This is a genomic window from Sphingomonas sp. BL-S-05, from assembly GCF_055521695.1.
In genome coordinates, this window is the sequence record NZ_CM145499.1 from 1,122,291 (window position 1) to 1,147,849 (window position 25,559).

21 protein-coding genes are annotated in these 25,559 nt (G+C 65.6%); 15 read left to right on the forward strand and 6 right to left on the reverse strand.

Features of this window, described 5'->3' with window-relative positions; translation table 11 throughout:
• Positions 1-12 precede the first annotated feature (12 nt).
• A complete protein-coding gene (locus ACZ1JS_RS05040; RefSeq protein WP_465167984.1) occupies positions 13-510 on the reverse strand; it encodes a GNAT family N-acetyltransferase in 498 nt (165 codons plus the stop codon).
• 142 nt (positions 511-652) lie between these two features.
• On the opposite strand from ACZ1JS_RS05040, the gene ACZ1JS_RS05045 reads away from it, so the two are divergent.
• On the forward strand, positions 653-1,024 hold the full coding sequence (locus ACZ1JS_RS05045; RefSeq protein WP_465167985.1) for a dihydroneopterin aldolase: 372 nt from the start codon (positions 653-655) through the stop codon (positions 1,022-1,024).
• Entirely contained in the window at positions 1,021-1,764 is a 744-nt protein-coding gene (locus ACZ1JS_RS05050; RefSeq protein WP_465167986.1) for an SDR family oxidoreductase, read from the forward strand. The genes ACZ1JS_RS05045 and ACZ1JS_RS05050 overlap by 4 nt, the downstream gene beginning before the upstream one ends.
• A 4-nt stretch (positions 1,765-1,768) precedes the next feature.
• Here ACZ1JS_RS05050 and ACZ1JS_RS05055 read toward each other — a convergent pair whose 3' ends face one another.
• Positions 1,769-2,626: a hypothetical protein gene (locus ACZ1JS_RS05055; protein ID WP_465167987.1), complete on the reverse strand. Its 858-nt coding sequence runs from the start codon at positions 2,624-2,626 to the stop codon at positions 1,769-1,771.
• A 222-nt stretch (positions 2,627-2,848) separates the two neighbouring features.
• On the opposite strand from ACZ1JS_RS05055, the gene ACZ1JS_RS05060 reads away from it, so the two are divergent.
• From ACZ1JS_RS05060 to ACZ1JS_RS05080, 5 genes are all read left to right on the forward strand, one after another.
• Positions 2,849-3,541, forward strand: a complete 693-nt coding sequence (locus tag ACZ1JS_RS05060) for an energy transducer TonB (RefSeq protein WP_465167988.1) — start codon at positions 2,849-2,851, stop codon at positions 3,539-3,541.
• Between the two features lie 85 nt (positions 3,542-3,626).
• The gene (locus tag ACZ1JS_RS05065; RefSeq protein WP_345876007.1) at positions 3,627-4,418 is read left to right on the forward strand and encodes a MotA/TolQ/ExbB proton channel family protein; all 792 of its coding nucleotides are present in this window, start codon (positions 3,627-3,629) and stop codon (positions 4,416-4,418) included.
• 73 nt (positions 4,419-4,491) lie between these two features.
• On the forward strand, positions 4,492-4,977 hold the full coding sequence (locus ACZ1JS_RS05070) for an ExbD/TolR family protein (protein WP_242115617.1): 486 nt from the start codon (positions 4,492-4,494) through the stop codon (positions 4,975-4,977).
• Between the two features lie 12 nt (positions 4,978-4,989).
• The gene (locus tag ACZ1JS_RS05075) at positions 4,990-5,418 is read left to right on the forward strand and encodes an ExbD/TolR family protein (RefSeq protein WP_242115616.1); all 429 of its coding nucleotides are present in this window, start codon (positions 4,990-4,992) and stop codon (positions 5,416-5,418) included.
• Between the two features lie 126 nt (positions 5,419-5,544).
• Positions 5,545-5,916, forward strand: a complete 372-nt coding sequence (locus ACZ1JS_RS05080; RefSeq protein ID WP_465167989.1) for a tetratricopeptide repeat protein — start codon at positions 5,545-5,547, stop codon at positions 5,914-5,916.
• A gap of 127 nt (positions 5,917-6,043) precedes the next feature.
• Here the strand turns inward: ACZ1JS_RS05080 and ACZ1JS_RS05085 are convergent, their stop codons facing one another.
• A complete protein-coding gene (locus tag ACZ1JS_RS05085; RefSeq protein ID WP_465167990.1) occupies positions 6,044-9,409 on the reverse strand; it encodes a TonB-dependent receptor in 3,366 nt (1,121 codons plus the stop codon).
• Between the two features lie 267 nt (positions 9,410-9,676).
• Here ACZ1JS_RS05085 and ACZ1JS_RS05090 point away from each other — a divergent pair, with 267 nt between their 5' ends.
• Positions 9,677-11,188: a tryptophan halogenase family protein gene (locus ACZ1JS_RS05090; protein ID WP_465167991.1), complete on the forward strand. Its 1,512-nt coding sequence runs from the start codon at positions 9,677-9,679 to the stop codon at positions 11,186-11,188.
• 37 nt (positions 11,189-11,225) lie between these two features.
• Here the strand turns inward: ACZ1JS_RS05090 and ACZ1JS_RS05095 are convergent, their stop codons facing one another.
• Positions 11,226-13,520 (reverse strand): glycoside hydrolase family 3 N-terminal domain-containing protein, encoded by a 2,295-nt coding sequence (locus ACZ1JS_RS05095; protein WP_465168634.1) that lies wholly within the window; start codon positions 13,518-13,520, stop codon positions 11,226-11,228.
• A gap of 272 nt (positions 13,521-13,792) precedes the next feature.
• Between ACZ1JS_RS05095 and ACZ1JS_RS05100 the strand changes: the two genes are divergently transcribed.
• From ACZ1JS_RS05100 to ACZ1JS_RS05125, 6 genes are all read left to right on the forward strand, one after another.
• On the forward strand, positions 13,793-14,884 hold the full coding sequence (locus ACZ1JS_RS05100) for a LacI family DNA-binding transcriptional regulator (RefSeq protein ID WP_465167992.1): 1,092 nt from the start codon (positions 13,793-13,795) through the stop codon (positions 14,882-14,884).
• Positions 14,885-14,989: 105 nt separating this feature from the next.
• Positions 14,990-16,399 carry a sugar porter family MFS transporter gene (locus ACZ1JS_RS05105; protein ID WP_465167993.1) on the forward strand — a complete coding sequence of 470 codons (1,410 nt, stop codon included), beginning with the start codon at positions 14,990-14,992 and terminating at the stop codon, positions 16,397-16,399.
• A gap of 70 nt (positions 16,400-16,469) precedes the next feature.
• Positions 16,470-18,251, forward strand: coding sequence for an IlvD/Edd family dehydratase (locus ACZ1JS_RS05110; RefSeq protein WP_465167994.1), 1,782 nt, complete (start codon positions 16,470-16,472; stop codon positions 18,249-18,251).
• Positions 18,252-18,261: 10 nt separating this feature from the next.
• Positions 18,262-19,401 carry a fumarylacetoacetate hydrolase family protein gene (locus ACZ1JS_RS05115; RefSeq protein WP_465167995.1) on the forward strand — a complete coding sequence of 380 codons (1,140 nt, stop codon included), beginning with the start codon at positions 18,262-18,264 and terminating at the stop codon, positions 19,399-19,401.
• Positions 19,402-19,423: 22 nt separating this feature from the next.
• Positions 19,424-20,218: an SDR family NAD(P)-dependent oxidoreductase gene (locus tag ACZ1JS_RS05120; RefSeq protein ID WP_465167996.1), complete on the forward strand. Its 795-nt coding sequence runs from the start codon at positions 19,424-19,426 to the stop codon at positions 20,216-20,218.
• 1 nt (position 20,219) lies between these two features.
• Positions 20,220-21,110 (forward strand): SMP-30/gluconolactonase/LRE family protein, encoded by an 891-nt coding sequence (locus tag ACZ1JS_RS05125; protein ID WP_465167997.1) that lies wholly within the window; start codon positions 20,220-20,222, stop codon positions 21,108-21,110.
• Positions 21,111-21,115: 5 nt separating this feature from the next.
• On the opposite strand, the gene ACZ1JS_RS05130 is transcribed toward ACZ1JS_RS05125, so the two are convergent.
• Positions 21,116-21,487: a MerC domain-containing protein gene (locus tag ACZ1JS_RS05130; RefSeq protein WP_465167998.1), complete on the reverse strand. Its 372-nt coding sequence runs from the start codon at positions 21,485-21,487 to the stop codon at positions 21,116-21,118.
• Positions 21,488-21,528: 41 nt separating this feature from the next.
• Complete coding sequence (locus ACZ1JS_RS05135) at positions 21,529-22,551, reverse strand: LacI family DNA-binding transcriptional regulator (RefSeq protein ID WP_345875986.1); 1,023 nt, start codon at positions 22,549-22,551, stop codon at positions 21,529-21,531.
• A 200-nt stretch (positions 22,552-22,751) separates the two neighbouring features.
• Here ACZ1JS_RS05135 and ACZ1JS_RS05140 point away from each other — a divergent pair, with 200 nt between their 5' ends.
• Complete coding sequence (locus ACZ1JS_RS05140) at positions 22,752-25,523, forward strand: TonB-dependent receptor (RefSeq protein ID WP_465167999.1); 2,772 nt, start codon at positions 22,752-22,754, stop codon at positions 25,521-25,523.
• Positions 25,524-25,559 lie beyond the last annotated feature (36 nt).

Sequence of the window (25,559 nt, forward strand, 5' to 3'; positions counted from 1 at the left end):
CGCGACAAGGGGTCAGGCCGCCAACGCGACGCGCGGCCCCATCATCCCGCTGCATTCGGGCACCACGCCACGCGCCAGCAACCGCCGCTGCTCATACGGGCCCGGCATCCGCCAGCCGCCGGTCCGCGCCGCATCGAAGCCGAAGCGGCCATAATATTCGGGATCGCCGATCAGCATCAGCGGCGCATCGTCGCCTGCCGCCGCGATCGATGCCGCCATCAGCCGCTGTCCGATGCCGGCCCCCTGCCGATCGGGCGCGACCGCGACCGGTCCGACCATCACCATCGGTACGGCGCGCCCGTCATCGGCATTCAACTGAACCGGCCAGCACTGGATACAGCCCGTCAGCCGATCGCCCTCTACCCAGGCGAAGCTGAGCGAACCGATCGGCTGCAGCCCGACGCGCACCCGATAGGCGGTTCGCTGATGCCGATCGGTCCCGAACGCAGCGTCGAGCAATGCTTCGACGTCGGCAGGAGCAAGGGTGGCAAGCGGGCGCAATTCGGACAAATGCGGGGTCCAATCCAATCGGGATGCGCGCCTGTACCGCCACGACGGACAGGCACAAGGGGCAAGATTCGTCACCGGCCCGCTTTCGTGGCCGCCGGCGTCTGCTATCGCGCCAATATTCCCAGCAGATGACAGGTGCCGCTTGCGCGATTCGCTCCAACTCGAAGTCCACGATATCGAGGTGAATGTCCTGACCGGCATTTATTCGGAGGAGACCCACCTGCCGCAACCGTTGCGGATTTCGATGACCGTCGATCTCGACTGTCCCGAACGCTTCGCGCCGGACACGCCGCTGTCGGCATCAAAAAGCTATATGGACCTGAAACATGCCGCAACCGACGCGTTGCCGCAGGGGGTACATTTTACCCTTATCGAGGGCGTGGTCGATCACATCGCCGACACGCTGTTCCTGTCCGATCCGCGCGTGCAGCGGGTCAAGATCCGCATCGTGAAGCTGGCCATTGCCGAAGCCGGCGAATCGATCGGCGTCACCATGGTCCGGCACCGGCGGTGAGCCGCCCGCTGGCGCTGGTCACCGGCAGTCATCGCCGGCTGGGCGGCCATATCGCCGTACGGCTGGCACGGGCCGGCTATGACGTCGCGTTGCACGCCAGCCGTCCGAGCGAGCCTGATCCCTCGGTCGTCACCGGGATCGGGTCGGCGCGATATGAATCCTTCGCCGCCGATCTTGCCGATGCGGCGGCGGTCGCTTCGCTTGTCCCGCAGGTTGCGGATCGATTCGGTCGACCGATCGATCTGCTGGTCAACAACGCGTCCTGCTTTCGCGCCGATGACGACAGCTACCCCGCGGCCGCGTCGCTGACGGCGCATTTCGCGGTCAATGCCGCTGCCCCGTTCGTGCTCGCCACGGCGTTGGCGGGGCAGGGCGGGTCGGCGGTCGTCAACATCCTCGATCAACGGATCGCCCATCCGCACCGCGACCAGCTGGCCTATACCCTCTCGAAACAGGCACTTGCCGAAGCGACGCGGACGCTCGCGCTGGCACTGGCGCCGGCCGTGCGCGTCAATGGCGTCGCGCCCGGCCTGACCATCGCGACCGACGACTATGATGCCGGACAACTGGACCGGCTGGCGGCGATGATGCCGCTCGAACGCCTCCCGACCGCCGATCAGGTCGCCGATGCGGTGCTGTTTCTTGCCGGCGCCAGCGCCTCGACCGGGCAATTGCTATTCGTCGATGGCGGGGCCGGGCTGGTGCGGTTCGAACGCGACTTCGTCCATCTCGGCCGCTGATCGATCAGCGGTCGCGGCCGTCGTCGCACCGGCCGAGCTGCTGCCGCACAAAGGCATAGTCCTCGCGCGCGATCGTCGCATTTCCTTCGTCCTGCGACTGGAGACTGGTGTCGGGCAGCGTGTCCGGCAGGCCGCACGCCAGGCGATACCATGCCAGCGTGTCGCGTTGCGGTGCGCCGCCGGCTTCGTCGATGATGTCGCCCAGCGACAACGCCCAGCGTTTCTCCTCGCCCGGCCGCCGCAGGATCAATAGCGACACTGGGTTGCCGTTCGCGGTCTTCAGAAAGATCTGCGTTTCGCCTTCGCCGGGCAAGGTACCCGGTACGTGGAAGGCGTTGCCGATCCCGATCACCGCCGGCGGGGCATCCGGCGCGATCACGTCGCGCACGACCCCTCTGACCCGTTGGTCGAGCGTCGGCGTCCACGAAAATTGTGCATCGGGCGTAAGCAATTGTACCTGATCGGGACGCCCGGCTACGGCGCGGGCAAAGGCGATAACCCGCTGCCGCTTGAGCTTCGGCGCGCGACCGCGCGGATCGAACGGCACGTCGACCAGATACCCGACCCGTGCCGGCAGCGGGCCGTTCGCGCGGATCAATGCGCCGACATCGGCGGTGACGTAGAAGCGGACATGCCCCGGCGCGAGGCCGACTGCTTCGGCCGGCGGAATGCGCGCCGCGGAGCGAATCGTGGCGTCGAGCACGATATCGCCGTCGAGCGCCAAGCTGACGAGCTGCGCATAGGGCGGGCCGGATGATTCGGTAGCGATAACATCGGCGGTGCCGTTCTGACGCGCGACGACCGGGCCGCACCCGATCAAAAACAGCGACATGGCGGTCGCGACGGGGAAGGAGCGTTTCATCGACCCGATCATAATGCCCGCAAATGCGTGGTTACAGACTTATTTCGGTAATGGCACGATTGTACGATTGTTTCGTCCGACAAAGCGTTTGCGTCGTTTAAAAGGCCGCGATAGACAATCGCGTCCGGAATGCCGCGTAGCCCCGGACACGACGGTCGTTGCGTGCCGGTTTCGCCGGACGGACCGACCCAATGTACCGGGCTAGAGGAGTTTGGTTGCTGAATGGCTTACGCTGACCAAAAAGCAGGTAGTGGCCGGATCGTCGCTCTGATCATCGTGGGGATTCTCCACGTCGTGATCGGGTATGCGTTCATCTCCGGCCTTGCCTATAAATATGTGAAGAAGGTGACTGAGGATACCGAGACGTTCGACGTCGAGGAACCGCCACCCCCGCCCGAGGAGATTCCTCCTCCCCCGCCGCCGCCCGATCAGCCGCAGCCGCAGTCGCCGCCGCCGGTCGTGACGCCGCCGCCGATCGTCCAGACGCAGGCACCGCCGCCGGTGGTGATGCAGACGGTGACGACGCCGCCGCCGACCTATGCGCCGATCCCGACCGCTGGTCCGCCTGCGCCGCCCGCACCGGTTGCGCCGCCCGCGCCGCCGGCTCCGGTGATCAGCAAGGCTGCTGGTGCGAAGGGTGACCCGTCGCAGTGGATTACGCAGGAAGACTATCCCGCGTCGGCGCTGAACAGCGGTGACGAAGGTGTGACCGCGATCTCGTGGGACATCAACGCCCAGGGTCGCGTCGAGAATTGCCGCGTGACGTCGTCGAGCGGTTCGGCCGCGCTGGATCGGGCCGCGTGCTCGGCCCTGCAACGCCGCGCCCGTTACTCGCCGGCGCTCGATCAGGCGGGTAACCCGATCCGTTCGAGTTCGTCGCGTCGCGTACGCTGGCAGTTGCCGGCCGACCGGTAAGACCGGGTGCCTCGCGGCGAAATGTCGCGAGGCGGTCCGGGGCCTAATTCTTCAAGAACATAATCAGCTTTAAGGAAACTATCCGATGCTCACCATCCTTGCCGCCGGCGCGCCCGCCGGGGCTCCGAACTTCGGCTTCTGGGAAGCGCTTCAGCAGGGCGGCGCGATTGCGTTCGGCACGCTGGGCATCCTGGTCATCATGTCGGTCGGTTCGTTCTACATCCTCTTCACCAAGCTGTTCGAACAGCAGAAGATCATGAACCAGGCGAAGCGCGTCCGCGCCACCTTCTGGCAGTCGAACTCGCTGCGCGAAGGCGCCGCCAAGCTCGACAAGAACTCGGCCTATCGCCAGATCGTCGACGACGGCCTCGCTGCGCAGGACCAGCACGGCAAGCTGACCGATCCGGTCGAGGCGCATGACTGGCTGCACGGTTCGCTGGCCCGTTCGGAAGCGGCGATCAACTCGAAGCTCAACGGCGGCCTCGCCTTCCTCGCGACCGTCGGCGCTACCTCGCCGTTCGTCGGTCTGTTCGGTACCGTGGTCGGCATCTACCGCGCGCTCGTGAAGATCGGCGCCGCCGGTCAGGCCGCGATCGGCGACGTCGCCGGTCCGGTCGGTGAAGCGCTCATCATGACCGCCATCGGTCTGGTCGTCGCGGTTCCGGCCGTGCTCGCCTACAACTGGCTGCAGCGCCGCAACAAGTCGATCGCGGAAGACCTGTCGGCCTTCTCGAACGACGTGCTCGGCTATCTCGCCTCGAACGGTGCGGTTCGTCCGACCGTCGCCGCTCGCGGCCCGGCGCCTGTCGCCAAGCCGGCGACCGGCAGCACCACCGCCGGCCAGGCCGGTGGCGTGCCGACCGCGCCGCGCGTCTGATCCGACGCTGACACCGCCGGGATCGTTTCTGGTCCCGGCGGTTCGATTGAGTATAAGTGGATAGGATAGCCTCATGGCGATGAGTGTTGGCGGCGGCGGCGATGAAGCCCCCCTCTCGGACATCAATACCACGCCGCTCGTGGACGTCATGCTCGTGCTGCTGATCATCTTCCTGATCGCGGTTCCGGTCGTGGTCCAGCAGGTGAGCGGCCTCAAGGTCCCGAAGGTCGTGTTCGAACCGACGACGACCAAGCCCGAAAACGTGTCGCTTTCGGTGCAGGGCCTCGACGGACAGTGCGCCGTCTATTGGGGTCTCACCCGCGTCAATGCGGACGAGCTGCGGACCCGCGCGGTCAAGAAGCTGGAAGACGAAGTCGCCCGTCAGGGTGGCGTCGGCAACCCGAACCTCGAACTGCCCGAAGTGCATATCCGCGGCGACGTGAACACGCCGTATCGCTGCATCGGCGGTACAATCTACACGATGCAGTCGGCCGGGTTCACCAAGGTCGGGTTCATTTCCGAACCGGACCCCAATACCACCCCGCGCGCGCGTCAATAGGAGTAGCCTGACATGGCAATGAGTGGTGGCGGTCGCGCAGACGACGAACCGATGATGGACATGAACACGACGCCGTTGATCGACGTGCTGCTCGTGCTCCTGATCATGTTCATCATCACCATCCCGATCCAGAGCCACGCGGTGAAGGTCGATTTGCCGCAGCCGGACAACCGGCCGCGCGAGAATGTCGACCCGGTCAAGAACAAGATCGCGATCAACGCGCAGGGCCAGACCTTCTGGAACGGCACACCGGTCGACGAGGTCACGCTGACTCAGTATCTCGACCAGACCGTGGCGATGAACCCGCAGCCCGAACTCCACTTCCAGCCGGACGCCACGGCGCGGTACGAAGTGGTCGACGGCGTGCTGGCGATCGTTAAGCGGGCGAACGTGACGAAGCTCGGCTTCGTCGGCAACGAACAGTATCGCGCCGACTTCTAAGTCGCGCATAACACTGTTTCGCAAAGGGGCGGCTTCGGCCGCCCCTTTTTTTACGCCCGTCTTGCGGAGCCGTCTTAAAAGTGAAACATTGATGTCATCACGATGTAACAAACGGGAGATGATGTCATGCGAATCGGAACGCTCGTACTGCTTGCCCCGGCGCTGGCGGCCATGGGGATCGCCGCCAGCGCGAACGCCCAGGATGCGCAATATGCGCACGCCGCCATTGCTGCCGGTAACCTCCCGGCCGCCGAACGCGCATTGGAGCGCGACGCCCGCGCGGGAAGTCGCGAGCCGCAGGTGCTGCTGAACCTCGCCGCCGTCTATGCGATGACCGACCGCCCCGATGCGGCGCGTGCGCTGTACACGCGCGTGCTGGCCGGCGAAGATGCGTCGCTGCTGATGCCGTCGGATCAGGTCGCCAGCGCCCATGACGTGGCGCGCCGCGGACTGCGGATGCTCGATCGGTCGAACGCGGTGCTGCTGACGTCGCGCTGATCTCTCCGGGCGTATGGTCGGCGGCCGAGACCTCGGCTTCAGCCGTGACCTGCTCGCCCGAAACGAACGAACAAAAACGCCGCCGGGTTACCCCGGCGGCGTTTTCGCGTTCACGTTCTGAACGACGTCAGAAATTCATGCGCGCGACGATCGAGTAGCGCCGGTCATTCACATACCATTGCCGCGGCACACGCCGGATCGCGTCATTCTGGTCCGCCACGGCGGCTTCGGTGACCGTCATCGCGTTGGTCAGGTTCACACCCTGGATGCCGATCCGGAATTGCGGCGTAACCTGCACGAATGCCGATGCGTCCATCTGGCCATAGGCCCGCTGGAAGATCGGATCGAACGGGGTGATGACGTCGCGCAACGTCAACAGATAGTCCGACCGCCAGTTATACGACGCCCGCAGCGACAATATCCCGATGTCGATGAACGGGGTGACGTTGAACTGGTGCTTCGAAAGCCCCTGCAGCGGGAAGCTGGTTCCGGTGATGGTCGGCTGCTGACCGGCGGCGACCGCCGGGTCGGTGGCGGACAGTACCGCCTGCGGCACGCCCGAACTGCTGATGAACGTGTAGTTGGCCTGCAGGCCCAGCCCCTTCAACGCGCCCGGCAGGAAGTCGTAGGTCTGTTGATAGCCGACCTCGACCCCGCGAATATGCCCAGTCGCGTCCGAATTGACCGGGGTGGTGACGATCGCCTCGAAACTCTCGCCATTGTTGGTGAAGGTCTGACGCTGGGTATCGTTGGTCAGCACCTTGCTCAACCGCTTGTAGAAGCCCGACACGGTGATCGATCCGACGCGCGAGAAATACCATTCGCCGGTCAGGTCGAAACTGTCGGCCTCGGTCGGCAGCAGATACGGGTTGCCGGCGTTGAACTGGCCGAACACCTGCACCTGGTTCGGGGGCAGGGTGCCGTCGGGATTGACGACGATCGGAACCTGCGCACCGGTGCTGTCGAGCTGCGACTGGGTGGTGAGACCCACGGTATAATAGTTGCGCACCAGACCCGGCGACGGCGGGGACACGCCTTTGCCATAAGCGGCGCGGAATTGCAGGCCGTTGCCGACCTCCAGCCGCACGTTGAGGCTCGGCAGCCAATAGTCATAGGTCAGGTCGACATTGTTGGCGACGACCGCACCGTTCAGGAAATTCTGATAGCTTGTCTGCTGGGCGCTCGGCAATGCGCAGAAGGCGGGGACGGTCGCCCCGGTCTCGCCGGCAATCACCTGACCGATCGCTTCCGAACATTGCGCCGCGGTCGGCAGCGACGTGACGGTCGGGAAGGACTGGAAGCCCTGGCTGATCCGCTGCGTGCTGGTGTAGCGGACGCCGACATTGCCGTTCAGCTTCCACCCATTGCCGAATTCGGTGTCGAACCGCGCCATGACATAGGCGGCCTTGTTGCGTTCGGTCTGCGGATTGACCTCGCCGCGCAGATAGTCGGTGCCGGGCACCACGTCGCAGCGCTGGTTCAGCGGGTTCCAGCCGGCATTGATCGCGCGGCCGTCGGCACAGGTGGTGCCCGGTTGCCATTCGCGACCGATCAGCAACCCAAGCTCGCGATATTGTTCGAGATTGCTGGCCGGACGCCCCGAATAGAACAGGCGCCCGGGGCCGGCGGGGCTGGGCGTGCGACCCTGCAGGAAATTGTTGTAGAAGAATGGCTGCGTCACGTTCAGCGGCGCGCCGCCATCGGTGGTCGGATCGCCGTCGACATTGTCGGTCAGCCAGACCGGGCCGTTATTGCCCCATTGTTCGGACAGCACGCCCCAATTGTAGGCTGAGAAACGCGACACCGTGTCACGCTGTGCGAAGCGACCGCCAGCGCGGACCGCGCGAAGGAAGCCCGATTCGGGGAAGCTATATTCGAGGTCGAGCCGCACCGCGTCCGAATTGCCGTCCGATTCCTCGGAATGGTCCATCGCCGAGCGATAGAAGGTGTTGTACGGATCGATGAAGCTTTGATGCGTACCGCTTAAATAGGTCGGATAGACGTCGGTTCCGGGCGTGCCGACGCAGGTCGTGTCGCAGGTTTGCGGCGCGATGAAGCTGACCTCCGGGATACCCTTTCCATTCAGGCGGATCTGCGCGTCCTGATAGCTGGACGTCCACAGGCCGTTGTCGACGGTGCGGTTGGCGGAGACGACATGCTGGTAATCGAGGTTCAGGCCGAGCCGGCTGCTAACGTCCCATTTCAGATTGAAGGAATAGTCGGTCGTGACGTTCTTCGAAATCTGTTCGCGACCCTGGTTGTTCGACTGCAGCCCCGACGCAGGGGTACGCGGGTCGAGGCCCTGCTGGTCGGCGCGCCAGCCGGTCGGCGCGGTGATGATGCCGCTTTCGAACAGGCCGCTATCGTCGAAGTTCAGCGTCGTGCCGGCGCGGGCGCGCGAGTCGCCGTTGGTGGTGACGTTGTCGGTCGCGATTTCGATGGTGCGTTCGTTCCACGCCTGCCGCGCGTCGGAGCGCAGGAATTGCGCGGTCGCCTCGATCGAGCCGTCGTTCGACCGCCACTGGGCGGCGGCGGAATAGCCATAGCGTTCGCGGTTGAAATCCTGGCTGCCGATCACCGCGCCGCGCGGGAACAGCCCTTCGCCGGTCTGGGTCGCGCCGTCGAAGGCGACGACGTCGTTGCGAGTGCCGTCCGAGTAGATCGGGCGGACGCGGAACGAAGAGATGCCCAGCCGGTCGGCGCGGGTATAAAGCTGCGAATAGCTGATCGAACCGAGCAGGCCAAATTCGCCAATGCCGGTCTGCCAGCGGTTGCTGACCAGCGCCGACAGCGACGGTGCCCCCTTCTTCGCAAACTCGCCGTAATTCATCTCGGCATTGGCGGAGACGAGCAGCCCCTTCTGATCGAACGGCTTGCGCGTGCGCAGGTTGACGACGCCGGCAATGCCGCCCTCGATCCGGTCGGCAGAAGGCGACTTGAACACGTCGACGCCGCCGAGCAGTTCGGACGGCACATCCGCAAAGCTGAGCCCGCCGCTGTTCCCTGCGGAAAAGGCATCGCGTCCGTTGAATTCGGAGCGGACATAGGTGAGGCCGCGCACGACCACGCCCGACCCCTCGACCGAGAAATGGTCGGGATCGACGCCGGCGGCGAAGCGGTTGATCGACACGCCGGGGATGCGTTGCAGCGTTTCGGTGACCGAACGGTCGGGCAGTGCGCCGATATCCTCGGCGGTGACCGAATCGACGATCACGTCCGAATTGCGCTTGATGCCCTGAGCACTCGACAGCGACTGGCGAAAGCCGGTGACAACGATGTCAGGGGCGGCGCTGTCATCGGGAGCCTGGGTCGGTTCCGCCTGGTTGTCAGCGTTGTCGGGGCCCGGCGCGATCGAGCTTTGCGAGACGTCGCCAGCGGCGGTCTGGGCAAGCGTCGGTGCGGCAAGGCAAAGCGCGACGAGCGACGCGCCGGCCTTCAGCGCCACGGCGAGCGACCGATCACCGTACGACGAATGGGTTGCGTGGAATGGCACGTAGAACTTCCTCCCCGGAATATGGTAGCGCTATCATTACGACGCGCATTTTTGGTTCGGGGTTGGGCTTAGGGGAGAAGCTTGCGATGGAGCAATAGCTTAGGAAGTGAGCTATATTGAATAAGTGCGTATGTGTTGCAAAAGTGTCGCCGACCCTGCGCCCGACGCCCGCTCCTGTACAACCAACGAAACGGAATCCCAGAAAATGGAATGGCGTAATTGGGCGTCCGCCGACGCGATGCCGCCGACCTGCGGACGGACTACAGCATGAGTGACGATCGCATCCGTCGGATCGTCATCGTCGGGGGCGGGACCGCGGGGTGGATGGCGGCTGCCACCTTCGCCAAGCTGCTGACCACCGACTATTGCGACATAACGCTGGTCGAATCGGACGCGATCGGCACGGTCGGGGTGGGCGAGGCGACCATCCCGCAAATGGCGACCTTCAACCGCATGCTCGGCATCGACGAGGCGGAATTCCTGCGCGAGACGCAGGGCAGCTTCAAGCTGGGCATCGAATTCGTCGACTGGGCGCGGATCGGCCACCGCTATTTCCATCCGTTCGGCAGCTACGGCATCAACATGAACGGCATCTCGTTCCATGCCTATTGGCTGCGGTTGCACGCGCTGGGCGAGGCGCCCACGATCGAACCCTGGTCGTTGCAGGCGATGGCGAGCGAACAGGGCAAGTTCATGCGCCCGATCGATGCCGGCAATTCGCCGCTCAGCGACATCGCCTATGCCTATCACTTCGATGCGGGGCTCTATGCCCGCTATCTGCGCCGCTATGCCGAGGCGCGCGGCGTCGTGCGGCAGGAAGGGCGGATCGATCGCGTCGCGCTTCGCCCCGAGGACGGGTTCGTCGAGGCCGTGACGCTGGCGGACGGCCGGCGGATCGAGGGCGATCTGTTCATCGACTGTTCGGGGTTTCGCGGGCTGCTGATCGAACAGACGCTGGGCGCGAAGTTCGTCGACTGGTCGCACTGGCTGTCCTGCGACCGCGCGGTGGCGGTGCCGTGCGCAGGGACCGAGGCGATGGCGCCCTTCACCCGGTCGACCGCCCGGCGCGCCGGCTGGCAATGGCGCATCCCGTTGCAGCACCGCATCGGCAACGGCCATGTGTTCAGCAGCGCGCATATGAGCGACGACGAGGCGACGGCGATCCTGCTGGCTAATCTCGATGGCGAGCCGCTCGCCGAACCCCGCTTCGTGCCGTTCCGCACCGGGCACCGCGACGCGATGTGGATCAAGAATTGCGTCGCCATCGGCCTCTCGTCGGGCTTCCTCGAACCGCTCGAATCGACCAGCATCTGGCTGATCCAGTCGGGTCTGTCGCGGCTGATGGCGATGTTTCCCGACCGGCACTTCCGCAGCGCCGAGATCGAACGCTACAACCGCATCCTGTCGACCGAATATGCCGAGATCCGCGACTTCATCATCCTGCATTACCACGCCACCGAACGCGACGATTCGGATTTCTGGCGGCATTGCCGGACGATGGCGGTCCCCGAGCGGCTGGCCGAAAAGATGCGGGTGTTCCGCACCCATGGCCGGACGTTTCGCGAGAATGAGGAACTGTTCAACGACACCAGCTGGTTCGCGGTGATGAACGGGCAGGGGATGCGTGCCGAGAGCCATGATCCGATCGCCGGGACGCTCTCGCTCGACGAAACGCGGGCACGGCTGGCGCATATCTGCGACGCGATTGGCAAGTCGGCGGATTACATGCCGACGCACCGGGCGTTCATCCGCGGCTATTGCGCGGCGGACGACCGGTAAGGCCCCTCCCCGGTAAGGGGAGGGGATACGCTGTCGGTCAGCGGACCGTCAGCGTCGTGGCCTTCAACGCGGTCGAACTGTTGCCCGCGCTGATCGTGAAGGTGCCGGGTTCGACGACGCGGTGCATGTCGACATTCCAGAAGGCGAGGTCGGCAGGCTTCAGGTCGAATGTCACCGTCCGCCGTTCGCCCGGCTGCAGCGTCACGCGCTGGAAGTGTTTCAGTTCGAGCACCGGGCGGGTGACCGTCGCTTCGTCGTCGCGAACATAGAGCTGGACGACTTCATCGCCCGCACGGCGGCCAGTATTGGCGACGTCGACCGACACGCGCACCGTCTCGTCGCGGCCGATCGTCGCCTTGGCAAGCCGCGGCGCGCCGACGTCGAAGCTGGTATAGGACAGGCCATAGCCGAACGGATAGAGCGGGGCGGTGCTGTCGAACAGATAGCCGCGCCGCGACGTCGGCTTGTGGTTGTAGAAGATCGGCAACTGCCCCTCGCCGCGCGGCACCGACACCGGCAGCTTGCCGCCGGGATTGGCGCGGCCCAGCACGACGTCGGCGACGGCATTGCCGGTCTCCTGCCCTAGATACCAGCCCTCGACGATCGCGGGCGCGTTCGCCTCCAGATAAGTTGCGGCAAGCGGCCCGCCGTTGAGCAGCACGACGACCACCGGTTTGCCGGTCGCGAACAAGCGGCGGGCGAGCTCGTTCTGCTCGCCGATCAGGTCGAGCTTCTGCCGGTCGCCGAGATGCTGGTCGGCCCAAGCTTCGCGGCTCAACTGTTCGTTCTGGCCCAGCACCAGCAGGATCGTGTCGGCCCGTGCCGCCTTGCGCACCGCTTCCTCGATCAGCGGGGCGTTTTCGGCCGGCGGGACCAGTTCGACCTTGTCGCCGGCCCATTGGCGGCTGCGGGTCAGGCGCACGCCCTCGGCATAGTCGACCGAGAAGCGACCTTGTGCCGCCTGCTGCATCCCCTCCAGCACGCTGACGACATGGCGGGGCACGTCCGAATAGCCGCCGATCGGGGTGTCGCGGGCATGGGTGCCGACGACCAGCATCTTGCCGACCTTGGCCGGGTCGAGCGGAAGTAAGTCGTTCCGGTTCTTGAGCAGCACCATCGATCGCACGGCGGCTTCGCGAGCCAGCGCGATAGCATCGGGGGTCGCGGTCTTCGCCTCGGCGGTGCGGGCGTCGACATAGGGGTTTTCGAACAGCCCCATCTGGAACTTCATGGTCAGGATGCGGCGGACGGCATTGTCGACCTGTTCCTGCGGCACCTGTCCCGACTTGACCATCGCGGCCAGCGTCGACCACCCATCGGCGTCGGGCAGCTCCATATCGACCCCTGCGTCGAGCGCACGGCGGCCGGCGGCGGCGCTATCGGTGCCGTACATCTTGTGGCGGGTGTTCAGTTCCTTGATCGCGAAATAGTCGCTGACCACCGATCCCTTATAGCCCCATTCGCGGCGCAGCACGTCGTCGAGCAGCCATTTGTTGGCATGGCTGGGGATGCCGTCGATTTCGTTATACGACGCCATCACCGCCTGCACCGGCAGTTCTTTTACCGCGCGTTCGAACGGTGGGAAGAAATTCTCGCGCAGCGTGCGTTCGGAAATATTGGCCGGGCCGACATTGGTGCCGTTCTCGGGCTGGCCATGGCCGGTCATGTGCTTGAGCGTGACCATGACCTTGTTCGGCGCGAGCGGCAGGGTGGTACCCTGGAACCCGCGAATCGCGGCAAGGCCCATCTCGCCGACCAGATGCGGATCCTCGCCATAGGTTTCCTCGATCCGGCCCCAGCGCGGATCGCGTGCGACGTCGACGACGGGGGCGAGCGCGAGATTGGCACCGCGCGCGCGCATCTCGCGCGCTGCCACGCCGAACACGCGCTCGACCAGCGCCGGGTCCCATGACGAGGCGAGCGCGATCGACTGCGGGAAGCTGGTGGCGCCGCGCGCGACATAGCCGTGCAGCGCTTCCTCATGCATGATGAGCGGGATGCCGAGCCGGGTCTGTTCGACCGCCCAGCGCTGCGCGGCGTTGATATAGTCGGCGGTCTCCTGCGCGGTGCGGTTGACGGCATCGGCGGTGACGCCCGCCGCATTGTTGCCGGCAGTGACGCCGCGCTTGTCCGACGGACGGGTGATCTGGCCGAGGCCGTTGGGGAAGGCGCGCGCGGCCTTCGTCGCCGAGAAATTGCCCTTCGCGTCCTGGACGTCGCGCTTCTTTTCCCAGATGCCGATCATCTGCGCGACCTTTTCCTCCAGCGTCATGCGGCGCAGCAGGTCCTCGACCCGCGCGGCGACAGGTTGCGAGGCGTCCTTGTACAGCATGCGCTCGGACGAAGCCGGCCGGTTGGGGCGGGTCTGCGCGACGAGGCTGCCAGTCGCGGCGGTCGCCAGCAGACAGGCGAGCGCGATGCGAACGGGCTTGGGCGCTAGGGTCACATTCTCTCTCCCGGGACATGCGGCATCCGGTTCACCCGCCGCCGCTATTTGGTAGCGCTATCAGCTATCTTTCCCGCCCCGGGCCGTCAACCGATCGCGGTATTTGCATTCGCCCGTTCCGCGCCATAAGCATTGCGGCAAGGGAGCGGTTTTTATCCATGGAAAAGCCAAGTCGTCGCAGCGGTGGCAGCATTACCGTGCAGGACGTCGCGCGCTCGGCGGGCGTGTCGGCGATGACGGTGTCGCGCGTCGTCAATGGCGGCGCCAATGTTCGCCAGTCGACGCGCGAGGCGGTATTGGCGGCGATCCAGCGCCTCAACTATTGGCCGAACACCGCCGCGCGCAGTCTGGCGGCGGGGGAGGCGGCCCAGATCGGGCTGCTCTACGCCAACCCGTCGCTCGCCTATCTGTCGAACTTCCTGATCGGGGCGCTGGAGGGCGCGCGCAAGGTCGGCTGCCACCTCGTCCTCGAACCCTGTGAAGGCGACAGCGCCGATGAACAGGCCGAAGGCGCGCGGCGCTTCGCGTCGACGGCGGTGCAGGGGGTGATCCTGCCGCCGCCCCTGTCGGATTCGGTGCCGGTGCGCGACGAACTCGACGCCGCCGGCACGCCATCGGTCGCGGTCGCGGTCGGGGTGGCGCAACCGGGGCGCGCCTCGGTGCGGATCGACGATTGCACGGCGGCGCAGGCGATGACCCAGCATCTGATCGACCTCGGCCATCGCCGGATCGGGTTCGTGCGCGGCGATCCCAATAACGGTTCGAGCGCCGAGCGCTGGCGTGGCTTCGTGGCGGCGATCGAGGCGGCGGGACTCGACCTAGCCGACATGCCGGTCGAACAGGGCTATTTCACCTTCCGGTCGGGGATCGATGCCGGCGAGAAGCTGATCGACCGCGACGACCGCCCCACCGCGATCTTCGCCTGCAACGACGACATGGCCGCAGCGGCGATCAGCGTCGCGCATCGTCGCGGACTGCATGTGCCCGAGGACTTGAGCATCGTCGGGTTCGACGACACCTCGCTGGCGACCACCACCTGGCCCGAAATCACGACGATCCGCCAGCCGATCGCGGCGATGGCGGAGGCGGCGGTGGAAATGTTGCTCGCCGAGATTCGCGACCGTCGCATGGGCCACGAGGGCGCGGGCGAGGACCGCGTGCTCGACCACGAACTGATCGTGCGCGAATCATCGGGACCGGCGCCGGCGGCGGCCGGCCGTCCTGGAACGACACGGCGCCCGGCCGCGTGAAAGGCACGGTCCTTTCATAGCGGACGCTTGCTTTTGTCGTAATAATTCGCCACCGTTACCGCTAACACGCCGTTTCGAACGGCGGTGAACATGGAGTGGATGGGGATGGTAGAGGCGACGGGGGAGCGCGTGAACATCGCGCTCGTCATCGCGATCGTTGCAGTGGCGACGATCGGGGGGCTGTTGTTCGGATATGACAGCGGGGCGGTAAACGGCACGCAGGAAGGGCTGAAGACCGCGTTCGGGTTGAGCGAGGCCGGGCTCGGCTTCACGGTCGGATCGCTGTTGATCGGCTGTTTCGTCGGCGCGTTCCTCGCCGGCAAGCTGGCCGACGCGATGGGTCGCCGCAAGGTGATGATGCTCGCCGCGATCCTGTTCCTGATCGGCGCGCTGATCCAGGGGTTCAGCCACGTCCAGATGCTGTTCGTGATCGCCCGTTTCATGGGCGGCATGGCGGTCGGCGCGGCGTCGGTGCTGTCGCCCGCCTATATCTCCGAAGTCGCCCCCGCCAACATCCGCGGGCGGATGACCACCATCCAGCAGATCATGATCATTACCGGCCTGACCGCCGCGTTCGTCGTGAACTATTATCTGGCCGCCGCCGCCGGTGCGTCCACTTCGATCTGGTGGGGCGGCTATGAGGCGTGGCGCTGGATGTACTGGATGCAGGCGATCCCGGCCGCCGTGTTCCTCGTCGCGCTGCTCTTCATCCCGGAAAGCCCGCGTTATCTGGTGCAGAAGGGCCGCCTGGACGAAGCCCGCATCGTGCTGACGCGCCTGTTCGGTCCGGCCGCCGCCGCGATCAAGATCCGCGATATCGAAGCCTCGTTCAGCAAGGACCATCGTCCGGCGCTGCGCGACATTCTCGACCCGGTAAAGGGCGGCATCCGTCCGATCGTGTGGGCGGGCCTCGTGCTGGCGGTGTTCCAGCAGTTGGTCGGCATCAACGTGATCTTCTATTATGGCGCGACGCTGTGGCAGCTCGCCGGCTTCACCGAAGACCAGTCGCTGCAGATCAACATCCTGTCGGGTGTCGTGTCGATCGCGGCGTGCTTCGTGACCATCGCGCTGGTCGACAAGATCGGGCGTAAGCCGCTGCTGCTGATCGGTTCGGCGGGCATGGCGGTGACGTTGTGGGCGCTGGTCTATTGCTTCCACAACGGCACGTTGGACGCGGCGGGCAAGCTGCAGCTGTCGGCCGAACTCGGCACGCTCGCGCTATGGGCAGCGAACCTCTACGTCGTGTTCTTCAACGTCAGCTGGGGGCCGATCATGTGGGTCATGCTCGGCGAGATGTTCCCGAACCAGATGCGCGGTTCGGCGCTGGCGATCTGCGGCTTCGCCCAGTGGTTCGCTAACTATCTGATCGCGCAGAGTTTTCCGGTCATGGCGGCGGGCCTCGGCCTGACGATCACCTACAGCTTCTATGGTGCCTGTGCGGTCATCAGCTTCTTCCTCGTCCAGAAATTCATCCATGAAACCAAGGGCAAGGAACTGGAGGACATGCAGGGCTGAGAATCTGCGTTACGTGTAACCTTCGCCACCTTCGGCCCCGCGCATCGCGGGGCCTCTCGACCGAGTAGCCATGATGACCCGTACCCCCGCCCGTCCGTTCCGATCGCGCGAATGGTTCGCTGCGCCCGGCCGCCTCGACATGGCCGCGCTCTATCTCGAACGGTTCATGAACTACGGCATCACGCCCAAGGAACTGACCAGCGGACGGCCGATCATCGGCATCGCCCAGTCGGGATCGGATCTGACGCCGTGCAACCGCATCCATCTGGAAACGGTCAAGCGGGTCAAGGCCGGGATCGAGGCGGCGGGCGGCATTCCGATGGAATTCCCGACCCATCCGATCTTCGAGAATTGCCGCCGCCCGACCGCGGCGATCGACCGCAACCTCGCCTATCTCGGGCTGGTCGAAATCCTGAACGGCTATCCGATCGACGCGGTGGTGCTGACCACCGGCTGCGACAAGACCACGCCATCGGCGATCATGGCGGCCTCGACGGTCGATATCCCCGCAATCGTCTTGTCGGGCGGGCCGATGCTCGACGGCTGGCATGACGGCGATCTGGTCGGGTCGGGCACGGTGATCTGGCGCTCGCGGCGCAAGCTGGCGGCGGGCGAGATCACCGAGGAGGAGTTCCTCGAAGCCGCCACCGCCTCGGCGCCGTCGGCGGGCCATTGCAACACCATGGGCACCGCATCGACGATGAATGCCATCGCCGAGGGGTTGGGCATGTCGCTGCCCGGCTGCGCGGCGATCCCGGCACCCTATCGCGAACGCGGCCAGATCGCCTATGAAACCGGCCGCCGTATCGTCGACATGGCCTATGACGATCTGCGCCCGTCGAAGATCCTGACCCGCCAGTCGTTCCTGAACGCCATTGCGCTGATCACCGCGATCGGCGGATCGTCGAACGCGCATCCGCATCTACACGCCATGGCGCGCCATGCCGATATCGAACTGAAGCCGTCCGACTGGATGGACTATGGCTATGACCTGCCGCTGCTGGTCGACGTACAGCCCGCCGGACGCTTCCTCGGCGAACGCTTCCACCGCGCCGGCGGCGTGCCGGCGGTGCTGAGCGAACTGATCGCGGTGGGCAAGGTCGACGGCAATGTCGCGACCGTCACCGGCCGGACGCTCGGCGAGAATGTGGCCAACCGCGTCGCCACCGATCGCGAGGTCATCCGGCCCTATGATCAGCCGCTCAAGGAACAGGCCGGCTTCCTCGTGCTGTCGGGCAATCTATTCGACGTCGCGATCATGAAGACCAGCGTCATCGGTCCCGATTTCCGCGCACGCTATCTGTCGCAGCCCGGCAACGAAGGCTGTTTCGAAGGGCGGGCGATCGTGTTCGACGGATCGGACGATTACCACCACCGCATCGACGATCCGGCGCTCGACATCGACGAGAATTGCATCCTCGTCATCCGTGGCGCGGGCGTGATCGGCTGGCCCGGATCGGCCGAGGTCACCAACATGCAGCCGCCCGCCGCGCTGCTCCAACGCGGTATCCAGAGCCTGCCGACGATCGGCGACGGGCGGCAATCGGGGACGTCGGACAGCCCGTCGATCCTCAACGCCTCGCCCGAAAGTGCGGTGGGTGGCGGCCTCGCTTGGCTGCGCACCGGCGACACGATCCGCATCGACCTGAACCATGGCCGCTGCGACATGCTGGTCGACGATGCCGAGATCGCGCGGCGCAAGGGCGAGGGTATTCCGCCGGTCCCGGCCAGCCAGACGCCGTGGGAAGAGATTTACCGCGAAAAGGTCGGCCAGCTTGGCGAAGGCGGCGTGCTCGACCTCGCACTCAAATATCGCCGGACGTCGGAAACGACGCCGCGCCACAATCACTGAGGAAACGGACATGAAGAGCGAACATGCCGCGCGGATGCTGCCGGCCGATCATGACAAGGCGCTGCTGGTCGGGCGGATGCAACTGGCCGACGGCCCGACGCCGGTGGTGGTGAAGGGCGGCAAGGTCATCGATGTGTCGGCCCATGCCGCGACCGTCGCCGATTTGCTGGAGCGGAGCGATATCGCCGCGCTCGACGGTCCGGTGGTGTGCGACACCGCCGCGCTGGCCGATGCGGCGGGCGATCAGCCGCCGATCCTGTCGCCGATCGACCTGCAATGCGTGAAGGCGGCGGGCGTGACCTTTGCCGTGTCGGCGCTGGAGCGGGTGATCGAGGAACGCGCACGCGGTGACGCCGATGCGGCGCAGGGCATTCGCGGCGACCTCGAAGCGCGCATCGGCGGGGGTATCCGTTCGGTGAAGCCGGGATCGAGCGAAGCCGCCGAACTAAAGGCCGCGCTGATCGAGGCGGGCATGTGGTCGCAATATCTCGAGGTCGCGATCGGCCCCGATGCGGAGGTGTTCACCAAGGCGCCGGTGCTGTCGACCGTCGGCTGGGGCGCCGATGTCGGCATCCGCTCGGACTCGTCGTGGAACAATCCCGAGCCGGAGATCGTCGTCGTCGCGACCAGCGACGGCAAGGTCGTCGGCGCGACGCTCGGCAACGACGTCAACCTGCGCGATTTCGAAGGGCGCTCGGCACTGCTGCTTGGCAAGGCGAAGGATAACAACGCCTCGACCGGGATCGGCCCGTTCATCCGCCTGTTCGACGGCGACTTCACCATGGACACGGTGCGCGACGCGGTCGTCGATCTGCGCATCGACGGTCCCGAAGGCTATGTCCTGACCGGCACCAGCACCATGCGCGAAATCAGCCGCGATCCGGAGGATCTGGTACGGCAGGCGCTGTCGGAGCATCAATATCCCGACGGCTTCGTCCTGTTCCTCGGCACGCTCTTCGCGCCGGTGCAGGACCGCGACGAACCGGGCCGCGGCTTCACCCACAAGCCGGGGGATGTGGTGCGGATCTCGACCCCGTCGCTCGGCGAACTGGCGAACACCGTCACCACCTCCAAGGCTGCCGACCCGTGGCGTTTCGGCATTCGCGACCTGATGCGCAACCTCGCGCGCCGCGGCCTGATCGCCGCCTGACACCTCTTTGCTGGAAACACCCATGTCGCCTGACGATTTCGCCTACCCGATCGCGCCCGAAGTCCGCGCTTCCTATCCCTCGCTCGCCGGCAAGCGCGTGCTCATCACCGGCGGCGGGTCGGGGATCGGCGCGGGCGTGGTCGAAGGGTTCGTCCGGCAGGGCGCGCACGTCACCTTCTTCGACATTGCCGAGGCGGACTCGCTGCAACTGATCGAGGAACTGGCGGGCGTCGGCCCGACCCCGGCGTTCCAGCGGGTCGATCTGACCGACATCGCCGCGCTGAAGGCCGCGATCGAACAGGCGATTGCGGAGGGCGGCGAGTTTGACGTGTTGGTCAACAATGCCGCCAGCGATGATCGCCATTCGATCGAGCAGGTCGACGAAGCCTATTGGGATAACCGCATGGGCGTGAACCTGCGCCACCTGTTCTTCGCGGCGCAAGCGGTGATCCCGGGGATGAAGGCGCGGGGCAAGGGCGTGATCGTCAACATGGGGTCGATCTCGTGGCACCTCGCGCTGGAGGAACTGACACTTTATCAGACCGCGAAGGCGGCGATCGAGGGGCTGACCCGCAGCTTCGCGCGCGAACTGGGTGGCGACGGTATCCGCTCGGTCTGCGTCATCCCCGGCAATGTCCGCACCCCGCGTCAGCTGAAATGGTACACGCTTGAAGGGGAGGCGGAGATCGTCAAGGCGCAGTGCCTGAACGGACGCCTGGTCGCAGGCGACATTGCCGCGATGATCCTGTTCCTTGCCTCCGACGATGCGCGGCTGGTAACCGGGCACAGCTTCTTCGTGGATGCAGGGTGGCGGTGAAATGACGAAGGTACAGAAGTCCGAACCGGTCAGCGTCTGGGACCTGTCGGCACCGTTGCTGGAAGGACCCAACTGGGTCGACCGCGACAACGCGCTGTGGTTCGTCTGTATCAAGACGCCGCGCATCCACCGTTACGATCCGGCGAACGGCGAGCGGCGGAGCTGGGCCGCGCCGGGCCAATGCGGTTTCGTGCTGCCCTCGGCCGATGGCAAGTTCATCGCCGGGCTGCAGAGCGGGTTGCACCGGTTCGACCCGACGACCGGCGCGTTCACATTGTTGGTCGACCCGGAGCCGAACCTGCCCGGCAACCGGCTGAACGACGCGACCGTCGCGCCGAATGGCCAGCTCTGGTTCGGGACGATGGACGATGGCGAGCGCGCGGCGACCGGCGCGATCTATCGCCTTGCCGCCGATGGCTCGGCCATTGCGTCGAGTCCGCAGGTTGCGATCACCAACGGACCGGCGGTCAGCCCCGATGGCCGGACGCTCTACCATGTCGATACGCTGGGCGGGCATATCTATGCCTGCACCATCGCCGCCGACGGATCGCTGACCGACCGGCGGCTGTTCGTGACGATCCCGAATGCCGAAGGCTTTCCCGACGGCCCGGCAGTCGACGCCGAGGGTTGCGTGTGGATCAGCCTTTACGCCGGCTGGGGCATCCGCCGCTATTCGCCCAAGGGCGAGTTGCTGGAGACGATCAAGATGCCGGTCGATGCGATCACCAAGATCGCGTTCGGCGGTCCCGATCGCAAGACGGTGTTCGCGACCACCGCGAACAAGCATCACGATGCCGATCAGGCTGCGGCGCAGCCGCTGGCGGGCAATCTGTTCCGCTTCGAGGTCGACGTGCCGGGCGTGGCCGGACCGGAAGTGTCGATCGGCATCTGACCGGATCAGGCGGTCCGCAGCCGTCGCCAGTTGCCGAGATGCGCCATGGCGAGCGCGAGGCTGCCGGCGACGGTCAGCGCGGTTTCCGCGCCGGGTACGCTGTCGAACGCCAGCCCCGCTGCCAGTCCGGACAGCCCCAGCGCGCCGAGCAGCATCGGCACGACCCAGCCATGTGCGCGCCATCCGCCGACCAGCGCCAGCGCGCTGACCGGTATTGCGGTCAGCAACAGCAGCAGATGCAGCCATTCCGACGACGGCAGGCCGATGCTCGCCAGCGCGGGCAGCAGCGCGAACAGGATCGGCAGCCCGATGCAATGGATCAGGCAGAGCAGCGACGCGCCGATCGCGGCACCGTCGAGAAGGGTGGAACGTTGCATAGCCGCGCAGATGTGACTTTATATCATCTGGCGCAAGAGGCTCAGCTCGATTTTCGGACGACCAGTTCGGGCGGTAGCAGCGTCGGTGCGGTTTCGCGACGGTCGATCCGGCGGATGAGCATGTCGACCAGCAACTCGCCGGCCCGCGCATAATCCTGTCGGATGGTGGTGAGCGGCGGCTGCGCCAGCGAGGCGGCGGGAATATCGTCGAACCCGACCAGCGCGACGTCTTCGGGCACGCGCCGCCCCGCCTCGACCAATGCGCGCACCGCACCCAGTGCGATCATGTCGGACGCCGCAAAGATCGCGTCGAAGGCGATCCCGCGCGCGATTAGGCGACTGGCGGCGTCATAGCCCGATGCTTCGCTCGACAACGCGTCGACCTGCAACCCCGGATCGACCGGCAGCCCGTCCGCCTGCAACGCCGCCGCCAGCCCGCGATACCGGTCGCGCGATTCGGGATATTGGCTCGACGCGTCGCCGAGAAACGCGATCGCGCGTCGCCCGCGTCCGATTAGATGCCGCCCGGCGTCATGGCCGCCCGCAAAATTGTCACAGCCGATGACGGTGCCCGGATGCGCCGGATCGGGCGATCCCCAGCGGACGAAATGCGTCCCCTGCGCCACCAACTGGTCGAGCCGCCGCGAATAGGCGTCGAAATCGCCATAGCCGAGCAGGATCAGCCCGTCCGCCTTGCGGCTGTCCTCGTAATCGACATGCCAGTCGGCGGAGAGCTGCTGGAACGAGGTCAGCAGGTCATAGCCGCGCGCGCCGCACGTATGCAGGATCGACCCCAGCATCGACAGGAAGAACGGATTGATCCGCGAACCGTCGGGCGCGGGGTCTTCGAAGAACAGCAGCGCCAGTGTCGAAGTGCTGCCCCGCCGCAGCGCCGACGCGTTCTTGTCGACTTTGTAATTAAGCTGCGCGGCGATCGCCTCGATCCGCAGCCGCGTGGCGGCGCTGACCGTCCGGTCGCCGCGCAGCGCCCGGCTGACGGTCGGTTGCGATACGCCGGCCAGCGCCGCGATATCGAAGGAGGTCGGCTTGTCGCCCGACGCCATGCCTGGTCCTTTATGGCCGCATTGGGCCTGATCCGTATCAGTGAACGGCCGGTGTAGCGGTCGCACCCGGTCACCGGCAAGCGCCGACTGAATACGTATGCTGTCCGCTTCTCAACCGGCCCGGATGGTTTCAATAGGAGGGTACGGACGAACCGGGCGAAAGAACCGGGGAATCAACCATTTCTGGGGAGGTTTGGGAAATGCGGTATTCATCGCAGGCGCGGTCGTGCGCCCGGCTGGCGCGCGGTGCCAGCATCACGGCATTGATCGCGGCCGGTGCGCTGGCAGGAGCCGGCAGCGCGTTCGCACAGACGGCGTCGACCACCCCGGAGCCGACCACGGCCCAGACCGACGGCACCGACCCGACCGATCCCACCGCGAACGAAGACGTCGATATCGTCGTCACCGGCTTTCGCGCCAGCCTCGAAAATGCGGTCGCCGAAAAGAAGAACCGCGATCAGGTCGTCGAATCGATCAGCGCCGAGGATATCGGCAAGCTGCCCGACGCGTCGATCGCCGAGTCGATCGCCCGCCTGCCGGGTCTGACGTCGCAGCGCGTGTCGGGTCGGTCGAATTCGATCTCGATCCGCGGCTTCGCCCCCGACTTCTCGACCACGCTGCTCAACGGCCGCGAACAGACCTCGACCGGCGACAATCGCGCCGTCGAATATGACCAGTATCCGGCCGAAATCATGAGCCAGGTCGTGGTGTACAAGACCGGTCAGGCGAACCTGGTCGGGCAGGGCCTGTCGGGTACCGTCGACCTGCGCACCGTCCGTCCGCTCGAATATGGCCGGCAGGCGATCTCGATCGGCGCGCGCGGCACCTATGCCGATCTCGGTAAGCTCAACGCCGGGTCGCGCGACAAGGGCTACCGCGTCAGCGGCACCTATATCGACCAGTTCGCCGACGACACGATCGGCATCGCCCTGTCGGCCAACTATCTCGACGAACCCTATCAGATCCAGGAATTCAACGCCTGGGGCTATGCCGGCTTCAACGGGCAGGGGGTGATCGGCGGATCGAAATCCTATGTTACCTCGACCCGTCTGAAGCGGCTCGGCCTGTCGGGCACGCTGCAATACAAGCCGGTCGATAACCTGACGGTGACGGTCGACGGCTTCTATTCGGACTTCAACGACGACCAGCTGAAGCGCGGCATCGAACTGCCGCTCGGCTATGGACAGGCGTTCAACGACCCGACCCAGCCGCAGGGCGTCAAGCTGACCGGCACGACCGCGAACAGCGACGGTTTCATCACCTCGGGCACGTTCGGCAATGTCGAAGGCGTCGTCCGCAACGACGCGTTCGAGCGCAAGGCAAAGCTCTACGCCTTCGGCTACAATATGGCGTGGCGCGGCGACGATGGCTGGAACGCGACGCTCGACGCGAGCTATTCGCGCACCGACCGCGAGGAGATCATCCTCGAAAGCTATGCCGGTACCGGCTACGGCCAGAATGTCGGCGCGAAGGACACCATCGCCTTCACCAGCGGCAGGACCGGCACGCGCTTCAGCCCGACGCTCAACTATTCCGACCCGAACCTGATCCTGCTGACCGATCCGCTCGGCTGGGGCGGATCGAACCTGCAGGCCGGTTACTATAACGACCGCAAGGTGCAGGACCGGATCGCGCAATATCGGTTCGAGGTCGAGAAGGAGCTGGACGGCTTCTTCGGCGCGGTGAAGGCGGGGCTGAACTATACCGATCGCGACAAGTCGCTCGATCCGGTCGAGGCGCTGCTTGCGCTGAGTGGCGGGCTGCGCTCGCTGCGCATTCCCGACCAATATGTGAAGGAGCCGACCAGCCTCAATTATCTCGGTCTCGGTCCGATGCTCAGCTACGATCCGCGCGACCTTTTGGCGGGTGGTGTCTACCAGTTGAACCCGAATACCAGCCTCGACGTCCCGGCCAAGGCGTTCCGCATCGCCGAGGACCTGATGACCATGTATGTCCAGGCGGACATCAACCAGGACATCGGCGCATCGGTCCTGACCGGGAATGTCGGCGTACAGGCGGTTGCGACCGAGCAGAAGTCGTCGGGTCTGGTCGCGGCGAACGGGACGCTCGTTCCGACGATCCGCGGTACCGATTACTGGGATTTGCTGCCCAGCCTCAACCTGTCGTTGCGCATGCCGGGCGACTGGGTGATCCGCGCCGGTGCTGCGCGGCAGGTACAGCGTCCGCGCCTCGACGATATGCGCGTTTCGCAGGGCTATGGCTATAATCCTGCGGAGCAGATCATTACCGGCGGCGGCGGCAACCCGTTCCTGCGGCCGATCCGATCGAACTCGTTCGATCTTACGGTCGAGAAATATTTCGGACGCGCTGGCTACATTGCGGCACAGGGCTTCTACAAGGACCTGAAGTCGTTCGTGTATAATCAGACGATCCCGTTCGATTACGGCGGGTTCCCGACCCCGACCGGTACCCCGCCGGGTACCCCGACGCTGGGTCGGTCGGACGTGCCGATCAACGGGGAAGGCGGCAGCATCTATGGTGTCGAACTGGCGGCGACGCTGCCGCTCAACACCTTCGTGTCGTTCCTCGACGGCTTCGGTGTGACCGGCGGCGGTTCTTGGACCAAGACGCAGATCAAGCCGACCCCGACCTCGCCCGCCGAAGACATTCCCGGCTATTCGAAGTGGGTCGTCAACGGCACCGCCTATTTCGAGAAATGGGGGTTCAGCGCGCGTGGTTCGGCACGGTACCGGTCGAGCTTCGTCGGCGAACTGTCGGGCTTCGGCGGCAATCGCCAGCGCCGCCGCGCGCTGGACGAAACGATCATCGATGCGCAGATCGGCTATGAATTCCCGAAGGGCACCACGCTCGAAGGATTGTCGCTGTTCGTGCAGGGGCAGAATCTGACCGACGAACGCTTTGCGACCGTCGATCCGGCGTACGACCTCGCGGTGATCGATTATCAGAGCTATGGCCGGCGCTTCCTTGCCGGGGCATCGTTCCGGTTCTGATGCCACAGCCCGCCCGTCCGCATGTCGGACGGGCAG

Bases quoted from the DNA above. Each gene is read 5' to 3' on its own strand.
- ACZ1JS_RS05135 (WP_345875986.1), bottom strand. From the start codon at position 22,551: ATGGCGTCGGGCGACAAGCCGACCTCCTTCGATATCGCGGCGCTGGCC.
- ACZ1JS_RS05060 (WP_465167988.1), top strand. From the start codon at position 2,849: ATGGCTTACGCTGACCAAAAAGCAGGTAGTGGCCGGATCGTCGCTCTG.
- ACZ1JS_RS05100 (WP_465167992.1), top strand. From the start codon at position 13,793: ATGGAAAAGCCAAGTCGTCGCAGCGGTGGCAGCATTACCGTGCAGGAC.
- ACZ1JS_RS05130 (WP_465167998.1), bottom strand. From the start codon at position 21,487: ATGCAACGTTCCACCCTTCTCGACGGTGCCGCGATCGGCGCGTCGCTG.
- ACZ1JS_RS05110 (WP_465167994.1), top strand. From the start codon at position 16,470: ATGATGACCCGTACCCCCGCCCGTCCGTTCCGATCGCGCGAATGGTTC.
- ACZ1JS_RS05065 (WP_345876007.1), top strand. From the start codon at position 3,627: ATGCTCACCATCCTTGCCGCCGGCGCGCCCGCCGGGGCTCCGAACTTC.
- ACZ1JS_RS05095 (WP_465168634.1), bottom strand. From the start codon at position 13,520: ATGCTGTACAAGGACGCCTCGCAACCTGTCGCCGCGCGGGTCGAGGAC.
- ACZ1JS_RS05075 (WP_242115616.1), top strand. From the start codon at position 4,990: ATGGCAATGAGTGGTGGCGGTCGCGCAGACGACGAACCGATGATGGAC.
- ACZ1JS_RS05115 (WP_465167995.1), top strand. From the start codon at position 18,262: ATGAAGAGCGAACATGCCGCGCGGATGCTGCCGGCCGATCATGACAAG.
- ACZ1JS_RS05125 (WP_465167997.1), top strand. From the start codon at position 20,220: ATGACGAAGGTACAGAAGTCCGAACCGGTCAGCGTCTGGGACCTGTCG.
- ACZ1JS_RS05055 (WP_465167987.1), bottom strand. From the start codon at position 2,626: ATGAAACGCTCCTTCCCCGTCGCGACCGCCATGTCGCTGTTTTTGATC.
- ACZ1JS_RS05080 (WP_465167989.1), top strand. From the start codon at position 5,545: ATGCGAATCGGAACGCTCGTACTGCTTGCCCCGGCGCTGGCGGCCATG.
- ACZ1JS_RS05090 (WP_465167991.1), top strand. From the start codon at position 9,677: ATGAGTGACGATCGCATCCGTCGGATCGTCATCGTCGGGGGCGGGACC.
- ACZ1JS_RS05120 (WP_465167996.1), top strand. From the start codon at position 19,424: ATGTCGCCTGACGATTTCGCCTACCCGATCGCGCCCGAAGTCCGCGCT.
- ACZ1JS_RS05140 (WP_465167999.1), top strand. From the start codon at position 22,752: ATGCGGTATTCATCGCAGGCGCGGTCGTGCGCCCGGCTGGCGCGCGGT.
- ACZ1JS_RS05070 (WP_242115617.1), top strand. From the start codon at position 4,492: ATGGCGATGAGTGTTGGCGGCGGCGGCGATGAAGCCCCCCTCTCGGAC.
- ACZ1JS_RS05105 (WP_465167993.1), top strand. From the start codon at position 14,990: ATGGTAGAGGCGACGGGGGAGCGCGTGAACATCGCGCTCGTCATCGCG.